Genomic DNA, 20,409 nt, shown 5'->3' on the forward strand with positions numbered 1-20,409 from the left:
CCCGGTGGCGGCTCGGTCGGTGATCCTGCGGCCCGCCTCGTCCGGGACGGTGGTGGTGCCTGGTCGTGCGACGGTGGTCATCGGCGGCTCCGGTCGTAGGCGTCCCGCTGGTCCGCTACCCGGGCTCCGGCCGGGGATCGAGGCATGGCCACGTGTGGCGGGCGGCCGCTCGCCGCCGGGGACGCCGCCCGTGTGCGTCCCGGTGGTCCGCCGCACGTTCTGGGGGCTGTCGGCCTGCGTGGCGCCCGGTGTCGTCTGCGTGGTCATGACCAGGCCCTCTCCGCGAGTTCGTGAACCGTTCTCACTCCGATGGACCCGGCCGGACGGTGTCCGTGACGCCGTTTCCCCGGAATTCTCGGATTCCGCATGCCCTGGTACGTCGACAGCATGTCGATGGCGGTGCGAGGCGGCCGAGGAATTGTGGATCATGGAAGTGGCCGCCGCACGGACTCTGCGCGCGGCGGCCACGACCGGCCGCGGGGTACCGGCGGGCTCGTGCCGGATCAGCCGCTCGTTCTCGCGGAGCCCGCCCCGGCACGTGTCACCGTGACCGTGACGGGCCTGATCCGACCGGCGGCGACCGGTTCGGCGCCGGGACGAACGCCCTGCGGGTGAGTACCAGCTCCGAAGATCCGCAGATGTGGACCTGCGACACGGACCTACAGATCGAGGATGCGCATCACGAAGTAGCCGGCGACGATCACGGATCCGAGAACGATCAGGCCGAGCCAGAAGTACGGGTGGTCCCAGACGTCACCGTCCGGCCGTTCCTGATGTGCCTCGGCGATCGAACCCTCCACGGGAGGTGTTTCACCTGGGGGAGTCAGTGGGTGGGTCATGTCCGCTCCCTTCATCGAGGGGTACGCGGGCCCCGAGCGTCGGCCCGGCGGCCGGTGCGGTCACTCGCCGGTCGGGCTCGCTGACGGCCCCTTTCACCTACTTTTTCCCCATTCTGCCTCACTGGATGCACCCGCAGCGTCCTCGACAGCGTAGGTCCTCGCCCAGCAGGTCAGCCGGAGTGCCGGCTCAGGGTCAGCCGGACGGCGCCGGCGCTGCCGGGACATGGGTGGGTCAGGCGGATACGGCGCAGCACGGGCCCCCACGACAGGGTCATGCGCGCGTCCTCCAGCAGCCGTTCGACGAGCCCCACCGCGAACGCCGTACCGCCGAAGTCGAGCCGTGCGCGAACCGGTCCGTCGCCGATCAGGAGGCCGCCGGGCACCTCGGTCACGGCGCGCGGGGTCATCAGGTTGAGGACCACTTCGCGGGCCGGGCGCTCCAGGTCCCAGGTGTCGTCGACGGTGATCTGCTCGGTGCGCCGGTCGAGCCGGACGGCGCGCCGCCAGCTGCGTACGGGCACCGCTTCGTGCCAGGCGGCGGCGAGGTCCAGGGAGAGGCCGGCGGTGTGCTCGTCGGCGTACACCTCGACGTCACGGGCGGCGTGCTCACGTCCGGGCTGCTGTTCGTGGCCGTCGATCTCGGGGGCGTTGTGCCAGGAGCTGCGCATCGTCCAGATGGTGTAGCGCTCCGGGCCGAACGTGGCCCGAGAGTACGTCTCCACGCCCGCGTCGACCAGCAACGGGTCGCCGTCGAGCGCTGCGATGAAGGTGCCCACGTCGTTGTGGTTGTGCGGTTCGCCGTTGTGCCCGCCCTTGGCGGCGAGGTGGAAGCCGTCGGTGCTGCCGGCGCGCTGACGGGCGGTGACGACCTGGACACCGGGGAGCACGGTGTGCGCGGGAAGCGGGAAACCGTTGTCCGCTGCCGCATGCCAGTGGCTGTCGGCCAGCTCGGCGAGCACCCGGTGCAGCGACATGTCGGGGCTGCTGTCGAAGCGCAGCAGGTCGCCGCCCTCACGCATGGCGACCGCGTGCCGCTGCAGGTCGGCGTCGCCGGTGCGGCGGCCGTAGCGGTGCAGGAGTGCGGCGTCGGTGGCGGGCTGCCGGGCCGGTCCGTCGGCGAAGTTGACGTAGCGGTCACCCGCGATGTGCGTGGCCAGCGGGTAGCGGGCCAGGGCGCGGACGAGTGGCAGGGAGAACACGTCGGGGGCGCTGCCTCCGAGGGCGGGTGCGCAGGCGCCGGAGAGGGTTTCCAGGGACTCGAAGAGGGAGGCCGCGGAGCGCCGCCAGTAGGCGATTCCCTCGTCGCAGGCGCCGTCGGGCGGGCAGCAGTCCAGATAGCGGTCCAGGACGCCGACCGCCCGTTCGGTGGCCGCCGCCGTCGTCGCCGTGTCGGTGGCGCACACGTAGGCGCAGGGCAGGACGTGGGAGACGATCCAGGTGGTCCAGTTGTTGAGGAACTCGCCGTGCAGCCCGAGCCACCACCAGTCGTCCCGGTCGAGGAAGGGGGCGACGACACGTTCGCGTACGGTGCGCCTAAGCCGTTCCCTGACCAGCGGGGCGTGCGTGTCGAGCGCGTCGCCGAGGAGGACGTCCAGCCAGGTGAGCAGGCCGCCGGTCTCCGCGGCGAAGAGGTCGAGGGTGGGCCGTCCGGGGTCGGGCAGCGGGCCGTGCTCGTCACCGCTCTGCTCGTGCGCGGGCAGGCACCAGCCCGCCTCGTCGCACAGGAGCCACACTCCGTCGACCACCTCGTCGAGCAGGCCGGGCCGCGGCCCGTGCAGGGCAGCGGCCACCGCGGCGGCGGCGAGGCGGGTGCGGCGGGCGAAGTAGATCTGTTCGAAGGCCTGCCGGTCCCCGGTGCGCCGGTAGGCGAGAAAGCCGGTGGCGGGCAGGACGGTCCAGGGCCGGGAGAGCGCCGCGTCGACGGCCACGGCGAGCGCCTCGCGGGCGGCGGCCGGCGCCGCATCCCAGAACACCCGGTCACCCGCGGCCGGCAGTGGCCGCCAGGCGCCGGGACGGGGTGCGGCGGCAGCCCACTCCGCACCCGACAGCAGGTCGCGGAGCCGTTCGGGGACTCGGTCCGGACGCGGCACGGGGTGAGACATCGACGGCTCCTTGCGGGCGCCTCGGGGACGGGGGTGCGACCGGCCGGGGCCGGAGGCTGGAGTCCTTCGGAAGGGACCATGAGTGCTGTCGTCCATCATCGAGGGCCGCCCGCCGTAGGTCGACGCCCACCATGGCAGGGCCGGCCGGGGCAACAGCACAAGTCCGGTGACCGGCTCCGCCGACACCGGGGCCGGGCGGCGTCGCGGGTTCTCGCCGCCCGGCCAGGGGCTTCAGGCGGCCGACGGCTCTGCCGGCAGCACGTGGTCCCCGACCTTGTCGGTACTCAGGCACAGTGAGCAGACCATCGCGTCGTGTGTGTGACAGGCGGTCAGATCGGGGCGCTCGTAGGGCTGGTGGCAGACGTGGCAGTCGTACGTCGTCGCGCTGGGGTTGCCCTCCGCGTCGAGCAGCGGCTCGGAGATGCCGTCGTCGGTGCGGCGGAGGTAGTACCTGCCCTTGGTGGCGATCGCCATCAGCGGGGTGAGGACGAACGCGATGACGGCGGCGGCGACAGGGGAGTAGGGCTGGAGCGTGTCTCCCAGGGCGTGGAAGTACAGGGCGATGGAGAGACCGGAGGCGGCGACGAAGGCGACGACCCCCACCGGGTTGACGGCGTACAGCATCCCGCGGCGGAACTCGGGTGTGCGCGGGGAGAGTTCCAGCAGGTACTTGTTGACACCGATGTCGGTCGCGACGGTGACGACCCAGGCGATCGCGCAGTTCGAGTAGAAGCCCAGGATGCTGTTGAGGAAGCTGAACATGTCGGCTTCCATCAGAGCGAGCGCGAAACCGAGGTTGACCAGGACGAAGACCATGCGGCCGGGGTAGCGCCTGGTGACGCGGGTGAACGAGTTCGTCCACGCGAGCGAACCGGAGTACGCGTTCGTCACGTTGATCTTGATCTGGCTGATCACGACGAGGACCACCGCCAGCGGCACGACCAGCCAGGACGGCATCATCGCGTCGAAGGCGCCGCGGAACTGCTGGATCGGCTCGGTCGCCGCCGCGGGGCCGACCTCGGCGAGGATGTAGACGGCGAGGAAGACGCCGATGGCCTGCTTCAGCGCGCCGAGCACCACCCAGCCGGGCCCGGCCATGACCACGGCCGTCCACCAAGTGCGCTTGTTGGCATCGGTCTTGGGCGGCATGAAGCGCAGGTAGTCGATCTGCTCGCCGATCTGCGCGATGAGGGAGAGACAGACGCCCGCGCCGAGCAGTACGGAGGCGGTGTCGACGCCGCCGTCGCCGTCGGTGCCCGTGTAGGCGAGGAATCGGTCGACCGTACCGGGGTCGGTGGAGACGAGGTACACCAGCGGGCCCACCATCAGCAGCAGCCAGATCGGCGTCGTCCACACCTGGAGCTTGCTGAGCGCCTTCATCCCGTAGATCACCAGCGGGATCACCATCAGCGTGGAGACCAGGTAGCCCAGCCAGAGCGGCAGTCCGAGGCCCAGCTTGAGGCCCTGGGCCATGATCGAACCTTCGAGGGCGAAGAAGATGAAGGTGAAGCTGGCGAAGATGACGCCGGTCAGGACCGAGCCGTAGTAGCCGAATCCGGAGCCGCGGGTGATGAGGTCCAGATCGATGTTGTAGCGGGCGCCGTAGTACGCCAGCGGGAAGCCGGTGACGAAGATGACCACGGCGGCGACGGCGATGGCCACGAGCGCGTTGCCGGTGCCGTGCGTCAGGCCGATGCCGGCACCGATGGAGAAGTCGGCCATGTAGGCGATGCCGCCGAGCGCGGTCGTCGCCACGACCATGGGGGTCCAGCGGCGGTAACTGCGGGGCGCGAAGCGGAGGGTGTAGTCCTCCAGGGTCTCCTTGGTCGCCTGGTCCGTCGGGGAGCCCGGCTCGGTGGCCGGTACACGTGACTCGGTAGTGCTCATGGTCAGCCCTTCGGGGGTGCGGTGGTGCTGAGTGGGGGACGAGCGGTGGGGCACCCCCGGGTGACGTCGTCGGCAGCCGGGGAGTCGAGGGGGGATCGTGAACCCCGAGACTCAGGGACGGTCGGAGTGCAGGGCCATCTGCGTCATGGCGCGCCGGGCGCGTTCCAGCACCACGGCCATCGAGTTGCCGACGTGGGCGTGCAACGCCCGGTAGCCCTCGTCGAGCCGTCCGTCACGGACGCACTCCATGATCTCGATGTGCTCGGAGATGGTCGTCCCGACGCGGTCCTCGGTGAGGAAGTCGTACATCCGCACGCGGCGGATCCGCTCGCTCACCGCGACGACCGCGTCCGTGAGGGCCGGGTTGCCCGAGGCGCGGGAGAGTTCGGCGTGGAAGCGCTCGTCCTGGACGACGAAGCGCGGGTCCGGCGTCGGCGGCTGCTCGCGCATGGCGTACCAGCGGTCCAACTCGGCCCTTACGACCGCAGGATCGTGCCGTACGGACGGGTCCTCCAACGCGCGCGTGATACCGCGCAGTTCAAGAGTGATCCGAAGCTCGTAGAAGTCCTTCAACTGGGTGAGGTTGGGGATCGTGACGAAGAAGCCGCCGTCGCCGCGCTCGATCAGCCCGTCGGACAGCAGCCGTGCCAGCGCCTCCCGCACGGGGGTCCGCGACACCCCGTACCGCTCGGCCAGCCGCATCTCCACCAGCCGCTCGCGACGCCCGAACTCCCCGTCGAGCACGGCCGCGCGCAGCTTCGCGTAGACCGTCTCGCGCAGCGACGACGCGGACGCCGCAGCCGGATCCGGCATCGTGTCCGGCCGCGTATACAGCTTCGAATCCATGAGCGGACACGCTAGGAACCATGTGTTTCCGGGGAGTTCATCCCATCGTGAGCCACCGGTTTCCAAGATCTCACCCAATGGCGCGAGGGAACGGTCTCGGACCGGGCCGAGCGCATCCGTGCCGCGCCGACGGGCCTTCGACGACGAGTTGAGGCCGCGTTCCCGTCGGTGGTCGGCATCACAGGGTGACGGCCAGACCCATGATGCCGCGGGTGGCGAAGCCGATGACGAGCAGCTCGCCCGCGTGCTTCAGGGCGGTCACCGGGTGACGGACCGGGATCACCGCAGCTTGCACACCTGCGCGGGGGTCCCAGACGCGAACCGTGGCGTCGTCACCTGCCGTGGCGAGGAACAAGCGGCCGTCGAGGGTGAACGTACTGACCGCGCGGATCCAGTCGGTGTGCCCGGCGAGTCGGTGGATCACGTCGCCGGTCGCCGGGTCCCAGATGTGGACGCTGTTGTCGTAGCCGCCGGAGGCGAGCAGGGGACGGTCGTCGAGGGTGACGGCGCATATCGCCTGGATCTGCGCGGTGTGGCCGGTGAGGTGCTGGGTCTCTTCGCCGGTCTCCAGGTCCCAGACGCGGACGCTGTCCGCGCAGGCCGTGGCCAGGTGAGGTCGGCCGTCGAGGACGAGGGGGCACATCGCCAGGACCGGATGGCTGTTGCCCGAGACGTGGTGGACCTCCTCGCCGGTGACGGGTTCCCACACACGGATGCTGCCCGCGGCGGCGACGGCGAGGTGAGGCCGGCCGTCCAGGGTGATCGTGCACATGGCCTCGATCGTGTCGTCGCCGACGAGTTCATCGGCCGCTTCCCCCGTGATGGGATCCCAGATCCGGACACGGCTCGCGTCGGCGGTGGCGAGGCGTGGAGCGCTGTCGAGGGCGAAGGTGCTCATCGCCCGTACCTCGCCGCCGTGAGGGGCGAGCTGACGGATCTCCGCCCCGGAGCCGGGGTCCAGGATGCGCACCGTGTTGTCCTCGCCGACGGAGACGAGGAGGTCCTGCTCTTCCACGAGGTCCAGTGCCTGTACACCGGCGATCGGGTTCACCGGCCGCTGCGTGGTCCGTCCGGCGGGGTCCCAGATCCGGACGGTGTTGTCGTAGCCGCCGGTGGCGAGAAGGGTGCGGTCGTCGACGACCAGAACGCAGGCCGCCTGAACCCCGTAGGCGTGGCTGGCCAGATGGCCCGCCTGTTCGCCGCTGACGGGGTCCCAGAGACGGACGGTGGTGTCCGCGCTGGCGGTGGCGAGGTAGGTGCGGTCGTTCAGCGTGATGGTGCACACCGCCTGGACCTGGGCACTGTGGCCGGTGAGCTGGTGGGTCTCCTCGCCGGTGGCGGGGTCCCAGATGCGCACACTGTCCCCGCCGGCGACGGCGAGGAGGGGCCGGTCGTCGAGAGTGATGGTGCACATGGCTTCGATCGTTTCGTCGCCGGTGACCTGGTGGTGGTTCTCCTCACCGGTCGCGGGGTCCCAGATGTGGACGACGCCGTCGAAGCCGCACGTGGCGAGGTGGGGTCGGTCGTCGAGGGTGATGGCACACATCGCCTGGACCATGTCGTCGTCGGAGCGCCGGTGCGTCTCTTCGCCGGTGGTGGGATCCCAGACGTGGACGGTTCCTCCGTAGCCGCCGGCGGCCAGGTGGGGGCGACCGCCGAGGGTGATGGTGCACATCGCCTCGATCAGGTTGTCGCGACCGGCGAGTCGGTGCACCTCCCTGCCGGTGGTCGGGTCCCAGACGACGACCCTGTCGCGGCTGGCGACGGCGAGCAGCTCACGATGGCCGAGGGGGACGACGCACGCGGCGTCGATGCCGTCCTCGTGGCCGGTGAGCTGACGGATCTCCTCACCGGTGATGGGATCCCAGATCCGGACCGTGGCGTCGTTCCCGGCGGAGACGAGATGAACCTTCCCGCCCAGGTCGAGTGCGGCCAGCGCCGTGATGACGTTGCCGTGACCCGCGAGTGCCACTTCGACGGTCTCCGGAGCCACCGCCGCCCAGGCGGCCCGGTACGGAGCCGGCTCCGGCATCGAGGTGTAGGTGGCGCCGAGTTCCTCCTGTGCTTCGGTGACGCTGAGGAAGGCGATGCGTTCCTCGGGCGCGGCGGCGATGGCGCGGGGCGTCAGCCGCAGCAGCCGTGCCCTTCCTCGGCCTTGGGGGGTCATGGCGTACGCGGCAGCGGGGATGAGGCGGCGGAGGTCGGCGTACAGGGGGTAGGTGTCCTCGGCGAGGAGGACATCGGTGGCGCCACCGCGCAGTGCGTGGCCGGGCAGCGCGCGCAAGAGGTAGGCGGGTGCGTTGGCCCAGGTGAGCTCACGGCCGAGAGCGAGGAACGCGTGCGTGAGGGCGTTCTCGTCCGCTGCGGTGTCCCGGTGCCTGGCCCGCGCCGCGAGCAAGGTGTCATTGAGCGCTTGGTGGAAGAGCCGGTAAGTGCCCTCGTGAGAAGCGGAGTTGCTCGTCTCGATGAGGAAATTCGCGGCGGCGGTACGGGCGAAGCCGACCAGGTCCTGTTCGGTCGGTGAGGAGCCCGTCAGGGCGGTGACCGCCGTGCGCCACAGAAGCGGCGTCAGACCGGGGGCTTCGGCATAGGCGAGAGCGGTGAGCAGGTCGGTCGCCGAGATGGCGCCGACGGGTGGCAGGGGGCGCAGATAGTCGTGGAGCGCGCTCTCGACGCTGGGGACGGCCCGGGCGGCGAGGTCGGCGGGGCGAGCGGGGGACTGGTCGTGCATCCCGTGGGTCCGGGCGGTGAGGCCGGCGATGAGGAAGTTGCTGCGCGCACGCTCGGCGACGGCTCGGGCGAGCGGCAGGGCGACGTCGTCGTCGTTGTACGGGTTGTCGGGACGCTCGTTCCCGCGCAGCTGAAGCGTGACCAGCGCGTAGGCGGCGAGGTCGTCCGCGTCGAAGAACGCGGGGGTGTCCAGGTCGACGACGTCGGCGGCGCGGGAGAAGGCGGGAAGGATGTCGCCCTCGTCGTCGCGGCGGCGGCTGCCCACGACGACACGTACGCCGAGATCCGCGCAGTTCTCCACCAGGGGCAGGACGATGTCGCGGACGATCTGCCGGACGTGCGAGGGGGTGATCGCTTCGTCGAGGGCGTCGATGACGATGTCGAAGTCGTGTCGCTCGTGTTCGGTCAGCGCGTCGCGCAGGTGGCGATCGAGGTCGTGCGGGGTGTCGGGCAGCGCTGCCGATGCGGCCCGGGCGATCTCGTGGGCGACGTCCAGGGCAGTCTTGCCCTTCACGTGGACCGCGCAGGCGATGGAGCCGAGCGGGGCGCGTACGGCGGTGTCGTGGCTGGGCAGGAGAGCGGCGATCTCCGCGTCGGCGGTGGTGACGATGCGGCCCAGGACGGCCGACTTGCCGGCGCCGGGCTGTCCCGTGACGACCAGTGCCTTGCGTGCGGCCACCGGTGAGGTGAGCCATTCGACGATGCGGGAGAGGGCGGCGGTGCGCCCGCTGAAGCGGTAGCCGGGTTCGGCGTCCGTGCTCACTCCGCGGGCTCGCGGCCGCCAGTGCCGGCCGGCCTCGACGTCACCGGTCAGCGACCAGCCCCACGCGTTGGCCGCCGCCTCACCGGCGGCCTTCGTCGTCCACGCGGTCAGCTCGTCCAGCTTCTGGCCGGGCAGGGCGCGCCCGGCCTCCCACAGGGTAAGGGCCCGCGCATTGCCCGTACGGGACTCGGCCTGGCCGACGATGCCTACGACGGCCTGGAATCCGGGCGACCAGACGGGAGCTCCGCTGAAGCCGGGCAGGACGGGGTACTGGGAGGCGGTGTCGAGCCGCACCCAGCCGTAGCCGATCTTCTCGCCCACGCGGCCGTCGGCGGAATTGCCCAAGGCGCCGTCGGGAAAGCCGAACGCCCACCACGGCTCGGTCAGCAGGGCGCTGCCGCGCGGGTCTCGCAGCGGTGCCGCGATGCCGGCGGGAACCTCGTCCTCCAGGACGAGGACGGCCACATCGTGCACCTCCTGCGCGGCGGGCGCGGGGACGATGATCTCCTGCACGCGCACATGGCGCCGTTCCAGTTCGTCGGCCATCGGGAAGGCCGCCCACACCTCCGGTACCGGCACGCCCTTGGTACAGACGACATGAGCACATGTCAGCACCCGCCGGGAGTCGACGAGTACACCCGTGCCGGACGGCGAACGGTCCATGCCGCCCACGTGTACGGCCACGATCCACTCGTCGGAGGCCGGACGCACATCGCCGGCCGGAGACTCGGTCATGCAGCGGTCGAACCCTCGCCCGTCGCTCGGGTGGGTGTCCAGGTGAGGGTGATCTCGAAGTGGGCGTCGGTCGCGGCCTTCGCCACGATCCAGTTCGCCGTGCCGGAGACCTTGACGCCGAACTTCACCTCGACCTCGCCCGGCTTCAGCTCGGTCACCCGCTCCAGCACCGTACGCGCCGCGTCCACGGCCGGGCGGACCGCGTCCCGCACCCGGGCCACCACGTCGTCCGAACCGACCTGGCGCCATTCCTCCGACGGCTCCAGCTCGAATCGCACCACAGTGGAATCGTCCAACTCGTACGCCACGGCCTGCGCCACGTCAGCCCCCGGTTGTCGCTCCAACGGACGTCGCCAGCCTAGTCGGTGAGTGTCCTGGTCGTGCCGTGTTCAGTGATCTCCCGCGTGCTGCCGGTGCCGTCAAATGCCCAGGCCCGTCCGCGACTTGTCCCGGAACCGGGCAGGACCTCGGCGACCCGCGGGGCGGGCCCGACTGGGGCATTGGCCTGCGGAGTATGAGGTGGAAAGGGCATGGTGGGCTCCTGCGTCCGGTATCAGGGGATCGGTGACCAGCCGTCCGGACTGCGGGACGGGTGCGTGACACGACCCGGTTGGAAGGTCCAGGGGGAATGAACGTGGCAGGTCCGGGGGAGCCGTTGGAGCCGGTCAGCAGTGGTCTGACGCCGTCGGTCGACAGCTGGGTGAGGGCTTTCCGCGGCACCGTGATGGTGCCGTTGCTGAGCGGCGACGAACCGCTGACGCTCGCACAGGTCGCCGCCTGGCTGACGGCACGCGCCCCCGGACTGCGGGAGAGACAGCGGAGGTTGGGAAGGGCGGCCGCGGACCGCTTGCAGAGTGTGCGTTCGGGGCGCGACGAGATGTCGGTGCGGCGGATGGTGTCCGGACGGCTGGTCCCCACCCGGGACGTGGTGCTCGATCTGCTCCAGCTGCTCGGGGACCGCGGCCCGCAGCCGAGCCGGGAATCGGTCGAGAGTCTGTGGCGGCTGTACCGGCCGGCTCTGCGCAGCCGCCGTCCCGATGTCGCGGAGGCCTACGACGTCATCGACGAACGCGACGCCGCCCGCGCGGAAGCGGAGGTACTGCGCCGGCAGGTGAACGTACTGGAGGCCGAGCAGGGCCGGGCTCTGCTCGGCCTCACCCGTGCCAGTCTGAAACTCCTCGGTGTGCACCGTGCTCTCGCGGCCGCGCACAAGGAACTTGAGACCGGCACCCGCTCCGCTGAAGGCGCCCGAGCGGAGGAACAGCGGACCGGGCTCCATTGGGAAGCGGCCGTGGACCGCCTCGACCGGCTCAAGGACGCCTATGAGCGTCTGCGTGAGCAGGCCGTGGCCGTGCAAGAGGAATCCGCCGCGGACCGTGAGGAGTGGCAGGAACGTCAGGCTCTCCTGCTGGAACGTCTGTCCCGGGCAGAGGAGGGCCTCGCCCGGGCCGTGCAGGACGCCCAGAACGCTTGCGAGGACCTGGAGCACGAACGCCGGTCCGCCCGCCGCACCGCATCCCGGGCACAGGACCAGGCCGACCGCAGCCGGGCCGAGGCCGCCGAGGCGCGACAGGAGGCAGCCGCGAGCGAAGCCCGCCGGCTGGCCGAGGCGGCCGCCTCGCAGCATGCCCTGCACGACGCGGAACTCCACCACGCGCAGGCCATGGACGCGATCGCCCACCTGGAAGGAGAACTGCGCCAGGCCCGAACGGAGTTGCGCGACGTCCAGCAGCGCGTGGTGCGCGCGGATGCGGAACTGGTGCAGACGATGAGGGAACGGGCGGTGGAGGCCGATGCCCAGGACGTCCTGTCGCAGGCACTGGCCGCGATGCGGGCCGATCAGGACCTCGGGGGGCTCGCGTTGATCGTCGCGGCGCCCGAATCGCCGTCCCCGGTCCCCGAGGCCGATGCCGCACCCCCTGCTCAGGGCGGCACGACGGCCTCCGCCACGGGTGCCGGCGCGGGGGCGCAGACCCCACCCGGACCGGACGGCGGCCCGGGTGCGCGGGGTGGCGGCGATCAAGGTGGACAGGTCCGCCGCCGTGGCCCGCAGGGCGGCGGCCGAGATGGACAGGCCGGCGACTCCCGTCCGCAGGGCGGCGACCGAGGTGGACAGGTCGGCGGTCCGGGTGCGCAGGGCGGCGGCCGAGATGGACAGGCCGGCGACTCCCGTCCGCAGGGCGGCGGCCGAGATGGACAGGCCGGCGACTCCCGTCCGCAGGGCGGCGACCGAGGTGGACAGGTCGGCGGTCCGGGTGCGCCGAGCGGCGACCGAGGTGAACAGGTCCGCCGCCCTGGCCCGCAGGGCGGCGGAAGGCCTTCGGCGGGCAGGAGGAATCCCGCCGAGGAGGCGACGGCCCGTACCCGGCGCGACACTCGGACCGCAAGCCGAGCGGAACCAGCGGCACCCCCCGCACGAAGCCGCCCCGAGCAGCGCCGGAGCGGCCGCCTCGCGAACTCGCCGTTCACGGCGAATCCGCGCTGGGGCCCGAACCGCGTCGCGAGGGTCGCGCTGCTGGTGGCCGCGGCCGTCGCGCTGTTCGTGGGTCTGCCCGCCCTGGTGTGGTGGTCCTGGGGCCGGGACACCCCGCTCGTGGCCGGGCGTGAATCACCCGGGGCCGGCGTGTCGCCCAGGGCGAAGACGACCCCCAGCCTGCCGCCCCGGCCGGCCAGGGACACCGTCGCCGACATCGGCGACCAGCCCGTCAACACCGGCCCGATCATGAAACTGCCTGCCTGCGCGCGTTCTGTGTACTCCCTGCGACTGGTCTCCGAGCACAACACCTACACCGGCCGGAACCCACACCTGACCTTGACGGTGGAGGCCGCCGGAGACGCGGAGGGGGTGCCCTGCCGGGTGAACGTCGGCCGCGCAGGCGCACTTCTGACGTTCACCTCGGCGGATCAGGGCGTCGTGATCTGGACGTCGTCCGCCTGCGCCGACGGACACTCGGGTCCCCGCTGGCTCCAGCTCTCCCGCACCCGGCCCGTCACCGTCGACTTCCACTGGAACCGCCGAGCCACCGGAAAGGACTGCGAAGAGGGCACCGCGGCTCCCTACACCACCTACCTCGCGGAAGCCTCCTTGTCCGGGGCCGACGAGGTACGGACGAGCTTCGTCCTCGCACGCAACGTCACACACTCGCCGACGACGACGCCGACCCCGTCGGCCGGCAGGTCCTCGGCGACGAACACGACGTCCGGCGGATCCAACGGATCGAACGACTCGATCGGGGGTCTGCTGTCCGGAGGCGCGGGGCAGACGACCCCATCGGACACCGCAAGCCCTTCCGACGACCCGACCGGTGTCAATGGCTCCGGCGGGGCCAACGGGGCCAACGGAGGAGGAGATGGATCCCTATTCGGTGGTCCCGCGGGCTGACCTGCCCTTGTCCGGTCAGGCGACGCCCGGGCACGCGAAGACGAGGCGGTCGCGGACTTAGCCCAGGCCCGTCCTTGCCCGCCGACGAGGGCGGGCGATTCGCCGAAGTGGCCCTGGTATGAGGTGATCCTCCCTAGCATGAAGTGCTGGACGGGCGCACCGTGACGGCGGGGGAGGGGCATGGGCGCGGGGGACGACTGCTGTCAGGGGCCCGCTGTGTCGGCACTGCGGGAGAGCAGGTCTGCGGCTTCAACTCGGGGGACGGTGGGACCGTCGTCGGCACCGGGTGTCGCCTCGGGCACGGCCGTGTCCGGTGTCGCCGTGCCGGAATCCAGAGGCGTCGGCGGCTGCACGTTCGACGGGGCCGCCTGCCGGACCTGCATCTCCCACGCGTGCGTCGCCTGCGTCAGCTCGACCGCCTGCTGGGCCGTCAACTGCCCGGCGACGTGGCCGTGCTTGAGCAGCCAGCGCAACTGCCGCTGCGAGGGAGCGAGCGCCCGCGCGGACAACGCACCCACGATGTGCCCGCCGAGCCGGACCACCGCCATGACGAAGGCGGCGAGCAGGAGACCGCGCCATCCGTACGAGGCACTCAGCTCCGCGAGAGACGTGCCATTGGCCGCCGCTAGCGCTGGAGAGAAAGCGTTCATCGCGACCACCCGCGGGCCTCGACGGGACGGCAGGGCGTGGAACGCCCACCTGTACGGATCATGGGTGCCTCCTCGGGCTCGGGGCCGTACGGAGGGTCAGGCCGGGTCCGGCGGATTTTTCCCGGCTCCCCGCCAAGATTTTTCGAGAACTTCTCCGGCTGCCGATGGCCGCAGCTCAGGGAGGCAGCGATGACTGGGCCGGTCTCCTTCCGCGCACTTGCCGACGAGCCGGACGAGGGACTCCTCCGGCTTCTGGAGCAGGGCCCCGCCCTGGTCGCACGGGCCGATGTCTATGCCGTGATCGCCGCGCGCCATCGACCCGCCGTGCTGAGCTTCGTCGCCGGGCGGGTGGACGCCGACGACGCCCTCGACATCGTCCAGGACACGTTCGTCGACGCCTTCCGCTACTTCGACCAGCACACGTCACTCGGCCCGCCGTACAGGCTGGAGGCCTGGTTGATCGAGGTCGCCAGGCGCCGTGTGCTGAAGTTCTGGTCGCGGGGCCGCAAGGAGCGCCCCGGCCTGTCCGGCGGCACCGTCGAGGAACTGAAGGAGCGTGAGCGTGTCATCGAGGCGGGCCACGACCTCGTCCGCCTCGAACAGGTCCACCGGATGCTGGAGACGGTGTTCAAGAGCCTCGACGACGAGCAGCGGGACCTCTACCGGCTGCGGAACCTCGGCGGGCTGACGGGACGGGAGATCGCCGCGCGAAAGGGTCAGGACCCCAACGCCGTCAGCAAACAGTGCACGAGACTCGACAAGTTGGTGGCGAACCGGTTCCACATCCTGCTGCTCGTCCGCGAGGGCGGCACCCGCTGCGCCGCACTGCGTGAACTGCTGGCGGACCACGAGCGGCAGCACGGCCCCGGCTACACCGCGGCACTCGCCGAGCGCGTGGTCGAGCACTACAGCACCTGCCGGACCTGCGGCAACTGCACCGTCTGCCGCACCACTCAGCAGCGACTCATCTGGCAGGCCGCGCCGGTCGCCATCCCGGTCGTCCTCGGCGCCGCCCTCCGCGAGCGCGTCGAACTCGCCCTCCAGGAAGTCGCGTACGCCGCCGACGCACCCGCCCGCTCACCCCAGCCGCCCTCGTCACCACCCGGGCCTCCCGACGGCCGGCCACCGGGGAAGGGCAGGACGATCAGGAGACGGGTCGTCCGGACGAGCGCGGCCCTCGGTGCGGCCGCCGTCCTCGCCGTGCTGGCGATCAGGTCCGTCACCGCGGGCACGGACCCGCAGGCCGGCGCGGACCCGCGGTCCGCGGCCGCGTCCTCCGTCGTCTCCGCGATGCTCGACCAGAAGCTGGTGGCCTTCGACATCAACGCCCGGCCGCCCGGCGACCCGGACTTCTTCGTCGGGCAGGGCCGCCTCGACATGAGCCGGAAACCGGTCAGAGCCGCGACACATGTGCTGTACGACTACGGCGAGGGCCACCCCTGGAATCCTCCGGACATCGTGCTGATCGGTGAGCGGGCCTACGTCACCCCCGACAACACACCGGGTGCCACGGGTGCCGACGCCTACGGAACCACCAAGATCGTCTCCGCCACCCCGGCCGCCACCGACATCTCCGTGCGCAATGCCCTGGAGGCCCAATGGCTCGCCCAGCCCGCGGACTTGGCGGCGCTCATCACGAAGGCATCCGGGTTCAAGGACAAGAGCGTTCGGGGCGGCGGGCACGAACTGCGAGGCACCACCGCCCTGAAGGACCTGGCCGCCGATCCGAGCGTAGGAGCGTTCTACCGGCCGTACCTCAAGACCTCTCCGACCCGGACGGCCACCTTCGTCCTGACCACCGACTCCCGCCGTCTGCCGAAGTCCTTCACCCTCGACATCCCTGTCACGCGCGCCCACGGCTACACCGGTGAAAAGCCCGTCGACACCTTCACCCTCACCTACGGGGGCTGGGCCGACGGCAAGCCGATCACCGCCACCGACCCGCAGGCACCGAGCCCGCAGTGGGGCGGACAGCGCTAGCCCGGCTCAAGTGGGTGGCTGGCACTGGATGCGCCGGGGGGCCTAGGCTCGGAAGATGACCTTGGAATGGGAACAGGTAATCGTGCACGCGGAAGACCCGGTGGCCTTGGGGCAGTGGTGGGCCGAGGCTCTTGGCTGGGTCGTGGTCCACTCCTCCGACGAGGAGTTCGAGATCCGGCAGGAGCCGGATCGCCTGCCGGGGTTGGACTTTGTCCGGCTCGCGGAGAGCAAGAAGGCCAAGAGCCGACTGCATCTCGACTTCAGGCCTGACGACCAGGACGCCGAGGTGGCTCGTCTGCTGGCTCATGGCGCCCAGCGCGTCGACATCGGTCAGGGCGATCAGTCGTGGGTCGTGTTGGCTGACCCCGAGGGCAATGAGTTCTGTGTCCTCGGCCAGCGGCGCCAGTAGGGCTCACGCCCGGGTCGCCTCGATGGGGTAGCGCCCGGCGCGGGCGTAGGCGCGGTTGCGTCCGTGCCGTCGGGCGGTGGACGGATGCCGTGCCTACGCCCGACGCCCGACGCCCCCGGATCCGGGGCGAGCATCCCCTCGGTCCGCACGAACCCGGCTGCGCGAACGGTTCCGTAGCCGGGAGCCATGTCACAGGCGGGCGGGCTGTCTCGCGGCGTCGGTCGGCCGTTCGGACGCGGCGCGCCGTCAACTGGTGCTCCGGGCACGCCGGTACATGGACGCGGGCCGGCCCCGCTTCGAGGTCGACCGGCGCGAGCGTGAGGAACTCGCGGCGCGCTGCTTCGACGCCTTCATCGGGCGCGAGACGCAGCGGGCACAGCGGGCGGTCTCCGCGTGTCAGACCGCACCCAGATCGGCGGTGAACCAGCGCTCCGGCCGCATGCGGACCACGACATGATCGGCGAGTTCTGTCTCGGCCCATGCCCAGTACCGGTCGAGTGCCTCCCCCGAGAGATAGCGGGCCGCCAGGTCACGATGGAGGGCGCTGCTCGCTTCGGACACTGCGACGACCGGCCCTTCGACCGAGACGTACCGAGGTGTCGGCTCGGTGCGCTGGACCAGCAGGCTGAAGCGGCCGGCCGCTGTGATCAGTCTCATCTTCCGGGAGTCCGCGCCGGTCAGGATCCACGGCTGACCGCCCGGCTCATAGGCGTACCAGATCGGCACGACCAGCGGCCCGTGGTCGTCGTCGGACGCGACGCCCAACGCGGCTACGTGGGGCTCGGCCAGAAAGGCTTCCCGTTCATCCCGTGAAAGTGCCATACGCCGACCGTACGCCCGGCCACCGACAGCGGGTTCGTGGTGGCCGAGGGTCACGTGCGCGACGCCCGGGAGGGTCCCGCGGAGGGGTTCGCCCGTCCTCCCACCTGTGAGATGCCCCGTGGCAAGCCGGACGATACGATGCCAAAGGTGTCAAACCCCACGACAGGCTCCGGGACATGAACGGGACGCACTGTGCATGTGGGGTTGCGCAGGTGTGACGGAGCGAGGCGCTCGCCCCTCCCGCGACCTCGCCGGCCCCCTCCCTCGGCCTTCTGGACGGCCACTGCCGCGGGCGGGGAAGTCGTCACGGCCGAGTGGCCGCATCAGCAGCGTCCAAGGCAGGTTGAATGATGAACCGGACTCGTCGTACCGCAGCACTCATGCTCTTCGTCGCCCCCGCGCTCGCGCTGGGGCCCGCGTTCGCCGCACACGCCTCGGCCCCAGCGGTACCCGACACCCCGTCAGCCGCGACGTGCCATGTCGAGAAGGAGTCGAACGGCAAGTACCACCTGTGGGGCGTGGGGTTCCCCGGCGGCACGAAGGTGACCTACTCGGGATCCGCCACGGGCACCGTACCCACGGACAAGTCCGGGCGGTTCGACGTCGACGGTCTCAGCGGCAGCAAGTTCGTCGTGAAGACGGACAAGGGCAAGGCCTCGCTCACCTGCGCGATGGTCAAGCACTGAGGTGCACCGGGAAGTCGACGAGTCGACGGATGGACAAAGTTGCGGGAAAGTCGGCCGCGACATGGCCCTTCGGCACTGATCGCGTGACCTGGACGTCCTTGGGGAAGCAGACTTGGCCTCATGGAGTTCGCCTTTTCCGGCCGAGTGATCGAGTGGCGTGGGCCGTCGCCGTACTATTTCGTTCCCGTGCCCGACGACGAGTCCGCCGACCTCCGCGAGGTGGCCGCGATGGCCACGTACGGCTGGGGCGTGATCCCGGTCGAGGCCCGGATCGGCGAGGTCGCCTTCCAGACGTCCCTGTTCCCGAAGGGCGACGGCTACCTGCTGCCGCTCAAGGCCGCCGTGCGCAAGCCAGGTGGTCTCTCGGCGGGCGACGACGTGGCCGTGGAGATGTCCGTCCGACTCCGGCCCTGACCGATCGAGCCTCGGTTCCGGTCCCCGTCCGTCCGCCCGAGAAGACCGGCGGGCGAGCAGCCCGGCGTCGAGTTCGCCGCCGTGGATGCGGTCGAGGATCGCGGGTCGCGGGGCGCCCGGCCGCTCGAAGCTCAGAGTGACCCCGAGGAGACGTGCTGCAGTGGCCACGGCCCCGAGCAGTCGTCATTGAGAAGCAGGAGCGCTCAATCCCACAAGTACTCTCTGTTGGACTTCCCGGGCCGCTGCACGCACCGTTGATGAAGCGATCCCCACCGGGGCACATCCCCGCAACGACCTCATCACGGAGAACCTCATGAACTACGTCGCGGCCCCCGACCGCTACGACGGCACCATGCTCTACCGGCGCACGGGCCGTTCCGGACTGGACCTTCCCGTCCTGTCGCTGGGGTACTGGCACAACTTCGGTGACGACAAGCCGTTCGAGACCCAGCGGCAGATCGCCCTGCGCGCCTTCGACCTCGGCATCACCCACCACGACCTCGCGAACAACTACGGCCCGCCCTACGGAGCCGCGGAGCTCAACTTCGGCAAGCTCATGCGACAGGACCTCGCCCCCTATCGGGACGAGCTGATCGTCTCCACCAAGGCCGGATGGGACATGTGGCCCGGCCCGTACGGCCAGGGCGGCGGATCGCGCAAATACGTGCTCGCCTCGCTCGACCAGTCCCTCGAGCGGATGGGCCTCGACTACGTCGACATCTTCTACTCCCACCGCCTGGACGCCTCCACCCCGCTGGAGGAGACCATGACGGCTCTGGACACCGCGGTACGACAGGGCAAGGCGCTGTACGTCGGCATCTCCTCCTACGACGCCGAGCGCACCCGGCAGGCCGCGGCCATCCTCCGCGACCTCGGCACCCCCCTGCTCATCCACCAGCCGTCGTACAGCATGCTCAACCGGTGGATCGAGACCGACGGGCTCCTCGATGCCGCCGCCGACGAGGGATTCGGCGTCATCGGCTTCACCGCCCTGGCTCAGGGCCTGCTCACCGGCCGCTACCTCGACGGCATCCCCGAGGACTCCCGCGCGGCCCAGGACAAGTCCTTCGACACCGGCTGGCTCAACGACGACACCCTCCAGCGACTGCGCGCCCTGAACGACATGGCCGCCCGCCGTGGCCAGACCCTCGCTCAGATGGCACTCGCGTGGGCCCTGCGCGACGAGCGCGTCACCTCCCTCGTCATCGGTGCCTCCCGCACCGAGCAGCTGGAGCAGAACATCGCGGCCCTCACCAACCTGTCCTTCACCGCCGACGAACTCGCGGAGATCGACAAGCAGGCGACGGTCGAGGGCGGCGTCGACCTCTGGCAGCAGGCACGGACCGGCGCTTTGAGCTGACCCCGGCTCGCTGCGTCCGGCCCGGGTCGGTCCGGTCATACGGCTCCGCGCCCTGGGCGACCGGAGACGGCAAGGCTCCCTACGAGCGGACCGTGCCATCCCATCGCCAAGCGGTCAGGCGCGGACGCCCGGGCAGTTCGGCACGTCCGGTGGCCCACAACAGGGTGGGCCACGGGTCCGTGGACGACGGTGCGTCGGGAAACAGCCGGGCCAGTACCCGCGAGCACAACTCGGCAGGCGGGTTCCATGCGAGCCCGAGCCCCTGTGCCAGGTCGTGCGTGTGGACCAGGGTCTCCACGATGCCCATGGCGGCGAAGCCCTCCGGGTCCGATACGCCGAAGACATGGTGGGCACGGGTCTGCGGAGGCGCTGTCCGGGCCATGGCGATCAACAGCGCGCCGCTCGCCTCCAGGACCTGCAACAGACCGTCGGGCCCGGCGTTCCGGTCCGCGTGGATGGCGTTCGCCGGACCGCCGGGCCGTCGGCTCTCCCACACGAAGGGAACCTCACGGTCCAAGGGCGGTGTCCTGAGCCCCAGTTGTGCGGCGTAGGCGAAGAGGTCGTCGCTGAGGTGCTCGACCGTTTCCCAGCAGTCCCACTCCAGCGAACCGGCCTTGCCTTCCCACGCGGTCGCCGGCGCCCGGCGAAGGACCGCCACGGCGAGCCGTACGGCGAAGTCGAGGTCGTCCGCGGTGACGGGGGACGGGGAGGCGCCGGTCTCGGCTGATCGGGACATGGCGGGACCGTACCGCGACCGGAGGGAACCACGCCCCTCCTTTGACCACTGGTCCCGCACGCCCCGGC

The 20,409-nt window shown here is 71.0% G+C and carries 15 protein-coding genes; 6 read left to right on the forward strand and 9 right to left on the reverse strand.

What is annotated here, in order from left to right:
• Nucleotides 1–659: 659 nt before the first annotated feature.
• From ACZ4IF_RS40450 to ACZ4IF_RS40475, 6 genes are all read right to left on the reverse strand, one after another.
• A complete protein-coding gene (locus ACZ4IF_RS40450) occupies nucleotides 660–839 on the reverse strand; it encodes a DUF6480 family protein (RefSeq protein WP_359496698.1) in 180 nt (59 codons plus the stop codon).
• Nucleotides 840–1,009: 170 nt separating this feature from the next.
• Complete coding sequence (locus ACZ4IF_RS40455) at nucleotides 1,010–2,941, reverse strand: heparinase II/III domain-containing protein (RefSeq protein ID WP_467572946.1); 1,932 nt, start codon at nucleotides 2,939–2,941, stop codon at nucleotides 1,010–1,012.
• Nucleotides 2,942–3,172: 231 nt separating this feature from the next.
• Nucleotides 3,173–4,828, reverse strand: a complete 1,656-nt coding sequence (locus tag ACZ4IF_RS40460) for an allantoin permease (protein WP_467572948.1) — start codon at nucleotides 4,826–4,828, stop codon at nucleotides 3,173–3,175.
• Between the two features lie 111 nt (nucleotides 4,829–4,939).
• Nucleotides 4,940–5,674: a GntR family transcriptional regulator gene (locus ACZ4IF_RS40465; RefSeq protein WP_467572950.1), complete on the reverse strand. Its 735-nt coding sequence runs from the start codon at nucleotides 5,672–5,674 to the stop codon at nucleotides 4,940–4,942.
• Nucleotides 5,675–5,852: 178 nt separating this feature from the next.
• The gene (locus ACZ4IF_RS40470) at nucleotides 5,853–9,902 is read right to left on the reverse strand and encodes a trypsin-like peptidase domain-containing protein (RefSeq protein WP_467572952.1); all 4,050 of its coding nucleotides are present in this window, start codon (nucleotides 9,900–9,902) and stop codon (nucleotides 5,853–5,855) included.
• Nucleotides 9,899–10,222 (reverse strand): CU044_2847 family protein, encoded by a 324-nt coding sequence (locus ACZ4IF_RS40475; protein WP_467572955.1) that lies wholly within the window; start codon nucleotides 10,220–10,222, stop codon nucleotides 9,899–9,901. Before ACZ4IF_RS40475 ends, ACZ4IF_RS40470 begins: the two co-directional genes overlap by 4 nt.
• Nucleotides 10,223–10,530: 308 nt before the next feature.
• Between ACZ4IF_RS40475 and ACZ4IF_RS40480 the strand changes: the two genes are divergently transcribed.
• On the forward strand, nucleotides 10,531–13,284 hold the full coding sequence (locus ACZ4IF_RS40480; protein ID WP_467572959.1) for a hypothetical protein: 2,754 nt from the start codon (nucleotides 10,531–10,533) through the stop codon (nucleotides 13,282–13,284).
• A 203-nt stretch (nucleotides 13,285–13,487) separates the two neighbouring features.
• On the opposite strand, the gene ACZ4IF_RS40485 is transcribed toward ACZ4IF_RS40480, so the two are convergent.
• On the reverse strand, nucleotides 13,488–13,934 hold the full coding sequence (locus tag ACZ4IF_RS40485) for a hypothetical protein (RefSeq protein ID WP_467572963.1): 447 nt from the start codon (nucleotides 13,932–13,934) through the stop codon (nucleotides 13,488–13,490).
• Between the two features lie 189 nt (nucleotides 13,935–14,123).
• Between ACZ4IF_RS40485 and ACZ4IF_RS40490 the strand changes: the two genes are divergently transcribed.
• The gene (locus ACZ4IF_RS40490) at nucleotides 14,124–15,914 is read left to right on the forward strand and encodes an RNA polymerase sigma factor (RefSeq protein WP_467572966.1); all 1,791 of its coding nucleotides are present in this window, start codon (nucleotides 14,124–14,126) and stop codon (nucleotides 15,912–15,914) included.
• Nucleotides 15,915–15,969: 55 nt separating this feature from the next.
• Nucleotides 15,970–16,323 (forward strand): VOC family protein, encoded by a 354-nt coding sequence (locus ACZ4IF_RS40495; protein WP_467572969.1) that lies wholly within the window; start codon nucleotides 15,970–15,972, stop codon nucleotides 16,321–16,323.
• 396 nt (nucleotides 16,324–16,719) lie between these two features.
• Here the strand turns inward: ACZ4IF_RS40495 and ACZ4IF_RS40500 are convergent, their stop codons facing one another.
• Entirely contained in the window at nucleotides 16,720–17,145 is a 426-nt protein-coding gene (locus ACZ4IF_RS40500; protein ID WP_467572972.1) for a pyridoxamine 5'-phosphate oxidase family protein, read from the reverse strand.
• A gap of 380 nt (nucleotides 17,146–17,525) precedes the next feature.
• Between ACZ4IF_RS40500 and ACZ4IF_RS40505 the strand changes: the two genes are divergently transcribed.
• From ACZ4IF_RS40505 to mgrA, 3 genes are all read left to right on the forward strand, one after another.
• A complete protein-coding gene (locus tag ACZ4IF_RS40505) occupies nucleotides 17,526–17,831 on the forward strand; it encodes a hypothetical protein (protein ID WP_467572974.1) in 306 nt (101 codons plus the stop codon).
• 120 nt (nucleotides 17,832–17,951) lie between these two features.
• Nucleotides 17,952–18,245 (forward strand): DUF1905 domain-containing protein, encoded by a 294-nt coding sequence (locus ACZ4IF_RS40510; RefSeq protein ID WP_467572976.1) that lies wholly within the window; start codon nucleotides 17,952–17,954, stop codon nucleotides 18,243–18,245.
• Nucleotides 18,246–18,558: 313 nt separating this feature from the next.
• Nucleotides 18,559–19,605: an L-glyceraldehyde 3-phosphate reductase gene (mgrA, locus tag ACZ4IF_RS40515; RefSeq protein WP_467572979.1), complete on the forward strand. Its 1,047-nt coding sequence runs from the start codon at nucleotides 18,559–18,561 to the stop codon at nucleotides 19,603–19,605.
• 79 nt (nucleotides 19,606–19,684) lie between these two features.
• Here the strand turns inward: mgrA and ACZ4IF_RS40520 are convergent, their stop codons facing one another.
• Nucleotides 19,685–20,341, reverse strand: coding sequence for a DinB family protein (locus tag ACZ4IF_RS40520; RefSeq protein ID WP_467572982.1), 657 nt, complete (start codon nucleotides 20,339–20,341; stop codon nucleotides 19,685–19,687).
• Between the last annotated feature and the right edge of the window lie 68 nt (nucleotides 20,342–20,409).

The sequence above is a fragment of the Streptomyces sp. NPDC025784 genome (assembly GCF_055558435.1).